The 8,784-nt window shown below is 57.4% G+C and carries 9 protein-coding genes and 2 pseudogenes; 3 read left to right on the forward strand and 8 right to left on the reverse strand.

The features are described 5' to 3' along the window. A partial coding sequence (locus R6T97_RS01695) for a YeeE/YedE thiosulfate transporter family protein (protein ID WP_410347583.1) occupies nucleotides 1-444 on the forward strand: 444 nt, incomplete at its 5' end. Nucleotides 445-446: 2 nt separating this feature from the next. Here R6T97_RS01695 and R6T97_RS01700 read toward each other — a convergent pair. The 3 genes from R6T97_RS01700 to R6T97_RS01710 form a co-directional block, all read right to left on the reverse strand. Next, nucleotides 447-1,394 carry an MBL fold metallo-hydrolase gene (locus R6T97_RS01700; RefSeq protein WP_410347584.1) on the reverse strand — a complete coding sequence of 316 codons (948 nt, stop codon included), beginning with the start codon at nucleotides 1,392-1,394 and terminating at the stop codon, nucleotides 447-449. Continuing rightward, complete coding sequence (locus R6T97_RS01705; RefSeq protein ID WP_410347585.1) at nucleotides 1,391-2,311, reverse strand: MBL fold metallo-hydrolase; 921 nt, start codon at nucleotides 2,309-2,311, stop codon at nucleotides 1,391-1,393. The genes R6T97_RS01700 and R6T97_RS01705 overlap by 4 nt, the downstream gene beginning before the upstream one ends. Nucleotides 2,312-2,565: 254 nt before the next feature. After that, nucleotides 2,566-5,025: an FAD-dependent oxidoreductase gene (locus tag R6T97_RS01710; protein WP_410347586.1), complete on the reverse strand. Its 2,460-nt coding sequence runs from the start codon at nucleotides 5,023-5,025 to the stop codon at nucleotides 2,566-2,568. Between the two features lie 181 nt (nucleotides 5,026-5,206). Here R6T97_RS01710 and R6T97_RS01715 point away from each other — a divergent pair, with 181 nt between their 5' ends. Continuing rightward, nucleotides 5,207-5,344 carry a hypothetical protein gene (locus R6T97_RS01715; protein WP_410347587.1) on the forward strand — a complete coding sequence of 46 codons (138 nt, stop codon included), beginning with the start codon at nucleotides 5,207-5,209 and terminating at the stop codon, nucleotides 5,342-5,344. A 6-nt stretch (nucleotides 5,345-5,350) separates the two neighbouring features. Continuing rightward, the gene (locus R6T97_RS01720) at nucleotides 5,351-5,866 is read left to right on the forward strand and encodes a class I SAM-dependent methyltransferase (protein ID WP_410347591.1); all 516 of its coding nucleotides are present in this window, start codon (nucleotides 5,351-5,353) and stop codon (nucleotides 5,864-5,866) included. Nucleotides 5,867-6,222: 356 nt separating this feature from the next. Here the strand turns inward: R6T97_RS01720 and R6T97_RS01725 are convergent, their stop codons facing one another. From R6T97_RS01725 to R6T97_RS01745, 5 genes and pseudogenes are all read right to left on the reverse strand, one after another. Beyond that, nucleotides 6,223-7,059 (reverse strand): aminotransferase class III-fold pyridoxal phosphate-dependent enzyme, encoded by an 837-nt coding sequence (locus tag R6T97_RS01725; RefSeq protein ID WP_410347588.1) that lies wholly within the window; start codon nucleotides 7,057-7,059, stop codon nucleotides 6,223-6,225. Further along, a complete protein-coding gene (locus tag R6T97_RS01730) occupies nucleotides 7,017-7,220 on the reverse strand; it encodes a hypothetical protein (protein ID WP_410347589.1) in 204 nt (67 codons plus the stop codon). The genes R6T97_RS01725 and R6T97_RS01730 overlap by 43 nt, the downstream gene beginning before the upstream one ends. A gap of 121 nt (nucleotides 7,221-7,341) precedes the next feature. Beyond that, nucleotides 7,342-7,707 (reverse strand): glycine cleavage T C-terminal barrel domain-containing protein, encoded by a 366-nt coding sequence (locus R6T97_RS01735; RefSeq protein WP_410347590.1) that lies wholly within the window; start codon nucleotides 7,705-7,707, stop codon nucleotides 7,342-7,344. Between the two features lie 16 nt (nucleotides 7,708-7,723). Next, nucleotides 7,724-8,398, reverse strand: a pseudogene (locus R6T97_RS01740) (hypothetical protein). A gap of 113 nt (nucleotides 8,399-8,511) precedes the next feature. Next, nucleotides 8,512-8,784 (reverse strand): annotated as a pseudogene (locus R6T97_RS01745) (NAD(P)/FAD-dependent oxidoreductase); the annotation flags it as partial.

Raw genomic sequence — 8,784 nt, forward strand, 5'->3', positions numbered from 1 at the left:
GGGGTTGGACTTGCGGTCGCTTTGGGCTGGCTGGGGACCTACACCGTTGCGATGAATTCCTTTGATGTGGTGGCGATTTCGTCCGTGACGTTTACGGGGCCTTCGACCGACACGCTGATGGGGCTGGTCAACAGCACGCAATTGCCGCTGGGATTCGGGGTCGGCCTTGTGCCGGGTGTGTTTGTCGGTGCGGGCGCTATGGCGCTTGCCACGAAAGAGGCCAAGATCCAGCGCTTTGGCCCTGATACCCCGATGGAGGTCTACCTATTTGGCGCGGCGCTCATGGGCTTTAGCAGTATGCTGGCCGGAGGCTGCGCCGTAGGTGCGGGCATGTCGGGCGGCGCGATTTTTGCCATCACGGCATGGGTCGCTGTGGGGGCGATGTGGATCGGGGCGATGCTGACACATCGTGTCGTGCAGCGCCCCGCGCTTGTGGCTGCCTGAGCTTATTCGAATTCCATCTGCTCGTAGACACGGCCTGCGTTCTTGGTCGCGAGTTCCTCGAATGTGTCCAGATGCGCATAGGGCGACTGATCGACGTAATAGGCATCAGCCAAGCCGCCCCCATTGTCGATATGTTCGCCGATCTTGCCGCGCAGATACTCCAGATACCCTTTCGTATAGCGGCGCACCTGATCCATGTTGGTCGGATGGCCATGCCCCGGGATCACATAGGTGGCATTCAGCGCTTCGAATTCGGTATCCCATGTTTCAAGCCATTCACGGGTGTAGGTGTCGGCGAAGATCGGCAACATCCGCTCGTGAAAGGCCATATCGCCGGAAATGACAAGTTCCTGACGTGGAAGCCAGACAACCACATCACCGGGGCTGTGTGCCGGCCCAAGGTAGCGGACCTCGATGCGGTAATTGCCCAGTTCGACGATGTATTCATCGCTGAAAGTTTCGGTCGGACCTTGCAGATAGGTGCCTTCGGCCTTGTCCCGGTTGACCTGCTGCATGGCTTCCAGACTTCCGAAGCCGCGCACGTCGAATGCGGCGGCTGCATCTTCATGGGCGATGATCGGCACATCTTGTTCAGCCCAGTAGGCGTTGCCCAGCATGGCATGCCCTTGGCCGTTTTCATTCACGACCAGAACCACAGGTTCATCGGTGCGGGCCATGATCTCCGCGTGAAGTGCTTTGGCCAGAACATAGGCCCCGCCGCCATTGATGACGACGACACCTTCGCCTGTGATGATGAAGCTCAGATTGTTGTTGTGGCCGCTGTTTTCATAGGTTGGAGGGGCGGTCGCACCGATTGCGCTAAAGACGCCGGGGATGAATTCCACCGGCGCACTGTAAAGCGCGGAACCGGGATATTGATCCGCGATGTTTTCGTTGGCCTGTGCCGCAGTTGCGCAAAGAACGAAGAGCGGGGCAAGGAAACGGATCATGTGTCTTCTCCGACAAAGATAAAACCGTCGCCGCGGCGTTCCGCGCGTCCTAACCCGCCGCCGGGCAGGTGGAACCCGATCAGGCGCGTTTGTGTGGTGCTTAGTTGGTCAAGCAGTGCAAGGCGTGTCCGGGCGGCCAGTTCAGGAACCTGATCAGATCCGGAAAGCCATGCAGGCTGCTCGAAGGCTACGTGATGGTTCACGATGCTGTCGCCCACGATCATGATGCTTTCGCTGCCCACCTGCACTTCGAACGCCATGTGGCCGGGGGTGTGCCCCGGGGTCAGACGCGACAGGACACCGGGCAGGATTTCCTGGTCGTCGTCAAATAGGGTAATTTGATCCGCGAGCATCTCAAGCCGGCTCTTGGCGCCGACTGCAAAAGTCACGCGACCTTCGTCGATGGTGTTAACCGTGTCGTCATCGGTCCAATAATCCCACTCGGCCCGGCCCATATGATAGGCTGCATCGGGAAACATCAGATCGCCGAAATCGTCGCGTACACCCCAGAGGTGATCAGGGTGGGCATGGGTAAAGACGACATCCGTCACATCGTAAATATCGACGCCCAAGGCATCGAACGCATCCAGCAATGTGCCGGCGCTTGGCATGAATTCATGACCGGACCCTGCGTCGAACAGGATCTTGCGATTACCGTTGCGCAGAAGGGTGATGTTGCAATCGGGCGTCATGGTGTCGCCGGTGATCCCGTACCTTGCAAATATGTCTTCGGCACCGTCAGGCGGCGTGTCGCCAAAGGCAAAGCTTTTGGGCAGCACAAGGTTGCCGTCGCTGAGTGAATCAAGCGTCACGTCGCCCGCTTGCACAGTGGATTGTGCCCATATCTGTCTGGGCAGCATTGCGGATGCCGCTGTTGCCGTGCCGTATTTGATGACTTGTCTGCGCGTTAGTTTCATAGCTCACCTACATATTCGTATTATTGAATGATAGGCCAAGGAAGTACGTATTGAAACTGGTTTTTCACCCGCGCGAAAAGGCTGCTACATTATCCGATAGGGGCATGGCTGACGGGCGCGTCGTCACTGGAAGCGCCCGGTCCTTAAGTACCGCGGCTTATTCGGCCAGCGCGACGTCACGAGGAGCGGCGAAGTCGAGAAGACCGATACAAGGCATGTCGGTGGTCTTTTCCGCCCGTCGCCCTGATTTCAAATCAGCACTTCACCTTGTCCATAGCCGGATCGTAAAGTGGCGTGAGAGATGCCTTGGCATCATATCTCACGTCAGCAATCTCAATCTGCCAAGAGCCTGTTTCTACAATCTTTGCGGTAAGCGGTTCTTGCAATTCTGCGAACCCGATGCCGACAGCCCCGCCTAAGGTGTGCCCATAGCCACCGACCTGAATATAGCCGACCTCGCGGCCATCCAGATAAATCATCTCGTTGCCGTACATCAGTGCTTCTGGATCGGTGAGCAAGAACTGCAGCATCCGGTTCTTGGGAACACCTTGCGCCTTGATCGCGGCGAGTGCGTCACGACCTATGAAACCGCCCGGTTTGTCGAGCTTTACAGCAAACCCCAACCCTGCTTCGATCGGGTTATCGGTGTTGTCTATGTCGATCCCAAAGTCGCGATATGCCTTTTCGAGGCGTAATGAATTTAATGCCTGCATGCCTGCGTTCCTGATACCGAGGTCCGCGCCTGCCTGCATGATCAGATCATAAACCTGCACTGCTTGCGTGGCGGGGACATGCAGTTCCCAGCCGAGTTCGCCAATAAAGGTCACTCGGTAAGCAAGTGCAATAGAATAGCCGACGTCGATGTCGCGTGCGGTCATGAAGGGGAACCCGTCATTTGACAAATCTGCGCCTGAAATGCGTTCGAGCAAGGCACGCGATTTGGGGCCATGGACGTTGATCTGACAACGCCCGGCGGTCACATCCGTAATGACAACGACTTCGTCTTCCAGAATGTGCCGGCGCATCCGCATTTCAGTGTGCCCGGCAGAGTTTTCGCCAACGACAACCATGAATTTATCGTGGGCCAGCCGCGTCACGGTCAGGTCAGCCTCGAACCCGCCGCTTGCGTTGACCCATGCCGTATAAACGACCCGGCCCACCGCCACATCGACGTCGTTGCATGACAGGCGTGACATCAACGCCAAGGCATCCGGGCCTTCGACATTGAAACAGGCCATTAAGGTCATATCCATCACGATTACATCTTCGCGTGCCGCGCGATGTTCTTGGGCGTGCCAATCGAACCAGTTCTGGCGATACCAAGAATAGGTTTCGACCTTTGCCTGTTCCGGTGTCGGGGCGAACCAGTCGGGCTGTTCCCAGCCGTTCCCTTCGCTAAAATGGGCCCCCGCCGCTTTGAGCCGGTCATAGAGCACGCTGCGCTTGACGTCTCTGGCTGTCTTGAAACCCTCGTTATGGAAATGCTGTCCAAAAAGTTTGCCCAGAAGCTCTGGCGTGCGGTCGCGCCGGAAGGCTGGCGTTGCGAATTCGCGCGAGAAGCGGTTCACGTTGATGCCGGTCACATCGAGTGGGGGTAGCCCGTCGACAATCCAATGGGCCAAAACCATCCCAGTCCCGGCACCATTCAGAATACCAAGCGAATTCATCCCGCAGGCAACCCAAAGATTGCGCAACTCAGGCGTCGGGCCGACGAGGGGTGCCAGATCTGGTGTAAAGCTTTCGGGGCCGCAGAAGAGCTTTTTCACACCATAGTTCATCGTGTCCGGCACCCGCGAGTAGGCTTTTTCAAGATCGGGACCAACGCGTTCCCAATCAGGCTCGATCTCGCCGAATTCCCATGTCTCCGGCACGCCATCAAGTTTCCATGCGGCGGCACCGGGCTCGAACAGGCCCAGCATCAAGCCGCCGACTTCCTCACGGTAGTAAGTGTAGGTTGAAGGGTCTTCCAGAACCGGCAGATTGCGGGGCAGATCAGGGATCGTTTCTGTGATCAGGTAATAATGCTCTGCCGCTTGCAGGGGCAGGTTGACGCCATGCGCGGCACCCAGTTGGCGAGACCACATGCCGCCGCAGATGACCACGTTTTCCGATGTGATCGTGTGGCCGTCTGCGGTCCGCACGCCGGTTGCTGTTCCGTTTTTGGCAAGTATTTCAACGACGCGCGTATTCTCAAAGAACCGTGCACCGCCGTTGCGCGCACCCTTGGCCAGCGACATGGTGACGTCCACGGGGTTGGCGCGCCCGTCCTCCGGGATCAGGAATGCGCCGACCACGTCGGACAGATCGCCAATCGGAAACATGTCTTGCGCCTCTTTGACGGACACCTCGTGATTATTGATCCCGAACCGGCGCATGAAGGCCGCTGTGCGGCGCATCTCGTGGAGGCGTTCTTGGTTTGTGGCGATCTGCAAATAACCGACATCGCGAAAGCCGGTGGGTAAACCGGTTTCTTTTTCCAAGTTGGCATAAAGGTCGCGCCCGTGGGTGTAGATCGCGCATTCTGCCTCGGACTTCAGCAAGCCGGCCACAATCAGCCCTGCCGCATGCCATGTGGTGCCTGAGGTCAGTTGCCCTTGTTCCAGAACAACCACGTCACGGTGCCCGAGTTTTGTCAGGTGATAGGCTGTGTTCGCCCCGATAGAACCACCGCCGATAATGACGGTTTGTGCATGGTTGGGAAGGGGCGCTGCCATTGGACGAAATCCTTTTACCTGAAGGGACAATCTTCGCTTAGCAAGGAACAGATAGGCTGTCCACCGACTGAATGGCGATTCAATGGAGTTTTGAAAGCAGGCTGCTTGCTTCATGAAAAGGCTTGTCAACAAAGGGGGCATTCGCTTCAATATCGGACAGTCTGGCCAAAAGGGGGCGAAGATGTCCGACGAAATCCTTTACGACAAACGCCACATTGATTTTCTCGAAGAGCTTTGGGGCGAAGGGTTTTTGTTACCGGGTGGTCCCGATGAGGTGGCCCGCGTGATCGAAGGTGTGGACCTCGGGGGAAAGCATTAGCTGGATATCGGCTGTGGTTCTGGCGCGATTGCGGTCTTGCTGGCGCGCGACTTTGGCGCATCGAAAGTGACGGGCATTGATGTCGAGGCGCCCGTTTGCAAGATCGCGCGTGCACGTGCGCGCGCCGCTGGTTTGTCTGATAAGATCGACATTGTGCAAGTGGAACCGGGACCGATGCCGTTCGCGGATGAAACTTTTGATGTCGTATTTTCGAAGGATTCCATCATCCACATAACCGACAAGGCGGCGATAGCCGCTGAGGTGTTTCGCGTGCTGATACCAGGCGGGCGCTTTGCGTCCTCTGACTGGCTGACAAACCACGATGGGCAGATGTCGCCCGAGATGGAACACTATGTGAAGATGGAAGATCTCGAATTTGAAATGGCCTCACCTGCCAAATACCGCGCCGCCATGGAAGGCGCGGGTTTCATTGATGTGGACCTTGTGAACCGTAACCCATGGTATGCCGAAGTGTCGGCGGCGGAGTTGGCTGAATTCGGCGGACCCAACCGCGCCAAGTAGGAGGCGCGGCCTGGCGCGGAATTCATTACCCAACAGATCGCGATTTGGACCGCGATGCAGCCGGTGCTACAGTCGGGCGAACATTGCCCGCATCATATTCGCGGCCAAAAACCCTGAACGTCCAATAGGCGATGACGCCTAAGCGGTCCTCTAATTTCAGTCTTGCGATATCAGCCATTGTATTCCGCACTCAGTTTTTCCAGTCCGGCCTCGATGATGTCGAACATCTCGTCGATCTGGCTTTCGTTGATGATCAGAGGCGGCGAAAAGACAGCCATGTTCCCGAAAGGCCTGAGCAGCAGCCCCATTTCCTCGCAGGCATCATCGAGTTTCTGGCCGAACTTCAGGTGTGCGTCCTAGGTTTCTTTTGTAAGTTCCGGTCGACATTCGATGCAGCCCGACAGACCTTCGCCGCGCACATCACCGACGATATCAAACTTGTTCTTGATCGCTGCCGCGCAAGCCACCGGATGTCCGGAGTAGGTATAACCATTATAGAACACATCATCGCCTTTGGCATCGGCAATGCGCGCCATCACCGCATCTGAAATGATGCAGGCCCCAAGCGCAAGATAGCCTGAGGTCAGCCCTTTGGCGCAGGTGATCATGTCCGGTACGATATCGTACACCGCTTCAGAGGCGAACCAGTGACCCAATCTGCCGAAACCAGTCACGACTTCGTCCGATATATAGAGGATATCATGCGTGCGGCAGATGTACCGCGTGCGCTTGTGGTAACCAGGTGGCGGCACGATGACACCGCCGGAACACAAGATGGGCTCTGCGATGAAAGCGGCAATGCGGTCGGCACCCACCTGAGCGATCAGATTTTCGAGGTCTGCGTCCGAGGCGTCGCACCAAGCATCCATGCTCATGCCATTGGGGCGGTGGTAGGGATTCACATCTGGGAGGAAGCGCACAAGATCATCAACCTTCTCGAACTGCGTTTCAAACCGCTCTTTGCCGGTTACTGTCGCTGCAAGAAAGGTCGATCCGTGATACCCCTTTTCGCGTGCAATGATGATCTTCTTGTCCGGCCGCCCCAAACGTTTGTTCATGAACATTGCCGTCCGCAGCGCGGTATCCACCGCAGTTGAACCACCCGTTGTGAAATGCACTGCATTCAGATCACCGGGCGCACGCTCAGCGATCATCTGTGCCAGAACGGCAGCGGGTTCGGAGTTAATGACCACGGCGAAGCATAGGGCATCTGCATGACTTGGGCTGCAATGGCATCTGCCATCTCCTGCCGCCCAAAGCCGATCTGCATACACCACATCCCGCCCGGCCCATCGATGTAGCGCTTACCTTTGGCGTCCCACAGATAGATGCCATCGGCTGTGTTGACGCGCATCTATTCATCCGTTCCGAACCCTTCGACCCCCGCCCAAGGGTGCAGGTGGTGGTCGCGGTCCCAAGCGGTTAGGTCGCTGTCGGTGGGCGTGTTGGTCAGAACTGTCATGAGGCGGTCTCCATCAGATGCGGCCCGGTGGCGTGGCGCGGGGTGGGGCGAAAAATGCCGATTTTACAGGTGTCAGGCTGGCCATGCGGGTGTCCCACTTTCCCTCTTGCATTGTGTAAATCTCGGCCCGGAGGTGTGTCGGACGCTTGGCGGCCCAAGGCATTTTGACACGTGCCAAGGCAATGCTGCGCTTGGCGATGGGGGACCAAACCGCAGACGTCGCATGACCCACTTCGCGTTTGAGGCGTGTATAGATCAGCGATCCTTGCGCGGGTTTGGATGACCCGACATCCAAGCGCATCAGCAGACTGCGCGGCGTTTTATGCGATTTGAGCAGTGCGCGGCGACAGTTGAAATGGCCGCTTTCGAAATCGACCATTCGCCCCAATCCAATCTCAAACGGCGTGCTGCCACGATGTAGCCGTTCGGTTTTGTGCACAGGCTGAAAAGTCGACGCCTGCAGTCAGAAAACCTGCCTCGATCCGTGCGATGTTGACGGCCTCATAACCGATGGCGCGCAGTCCTTGGTCGGCACCGGCCTTCCAGAGGCGATCCCACAGGGCAGGGGCCTTGGGTCAGTCGCACCAAAGCTCGTATCCCAGATCACCTGTAAAGCCCGTGCGCGAAATCATCAGACAGGGTTCCACTTCACACAGGTCGAATGGCTTGAAGCGGGCGATATCCCAGCCGGCAGCCTCCAGAATACCAAAGGACGTCGGGCCCTGAAGCGCGAGCCCGGCAACAGTCTCGCTCTCATTCGTCACGGTAACGTCAAAGCCCAATGCCGCATCCAAGAGCCATGTTAGCATGGGTTCCTGACAACAAAGCCGCCAGTCGTCGGGAGCCAGCCGGAACAATGTACCATCGTCGATGACCATACCCTCTTCGTCACACCAAGCGGCATAACCAACGCGACCTTCGCGGATTGTCGTCACATCGCGGGTCACCAATCGGTTCAGCATTGCAGCCGCATGCGGGCCCGTAATGCGGTATTTATGTATGGGAGAGATCTCAAACAGGGCGGCCTGATTGCGCAGGGCGAAATACTCGAACTCCACCGTGTCGAGCACTGACGGTGCCGCATATCCAACCCAGTCATACTACCCCATTGCGCGGCTTTGTGCGGCCAGCTGGTCATGTACGGGACCCGGGATCAGGCCAAGTTTCGGATCGGTGAAGATGCTCATCGCGTCTGCTCCAGCACCGCAAGTGCAGCATTGCGCCCCGCCAGCCGCATAACGTCACCGCCCGGGTGGGAAGAGGCACCACAAATGAAGAGCCCTTGTGGACCCATCTGATAGCCCGCCAGTCCAGCCGCAGGACGCAAGGTGAGAACTTGATCAATCGACATCTCGGCGTGGTGCCAATGGCCACCCGGCGCCCCAGTGGCCGCCTCTATCTGGTCAGGTGTGATAATCTGAACGTCTTTTGTATTCTCTGAAAGCTCAGGTATGAC

This window comes from Yoonia sp. (assembly GCF_046498525.1).
GTDB lineage: Bacteria > Pseudomonadota > Alphaproteobacteria > Rhodobacterales > Rhodobacteraceae > Yoonia.

Coding starts and splice junctions, on each gene's coding strand:
- R6T97_RS01705 (WP_410347585.1), bottom strand. CDS start 2,311: ATGAAACTAACGCGCAGACAAGTCATCAAATACGGCACGGCAACAGCG.
- R6T97_RS01710 (WP_410347586.1), bottom strand. CDS start 5,025: ATGGCAGCGCCCCTTCCCAACCATGCACAAACCGTCATTATCGGCGGT.
- R6T97_RS01735 (WP_410347590.1), bottom strand. CDS start 7,707: ATGGTCGATTTCGAAAGCGGCCATTTCAACTGTCGCCGCGCACTGCTC.
- R6T97_RS01715 (WP_410347587.1), top strand. CDS start 5,207: ATGTCCGACGAAATCCTTTACGACAAACGCCACATTGATTTTCTCGAA.
- R6T97_RS01730 (WP_410347589.1), bottom strand. CDS start 7,220: ATGCGCGTCAACACAGCCGATGGCATCTATCTGTGGGACGCCAAAGGT.
- R6T97_RS01700 (WP_410347584.1), bottom strand. CDS start 1,394: ATGATCCGTTTCCTTGCCCCGCTCTTCGTTCTTTGCGCAACTGCGGCA.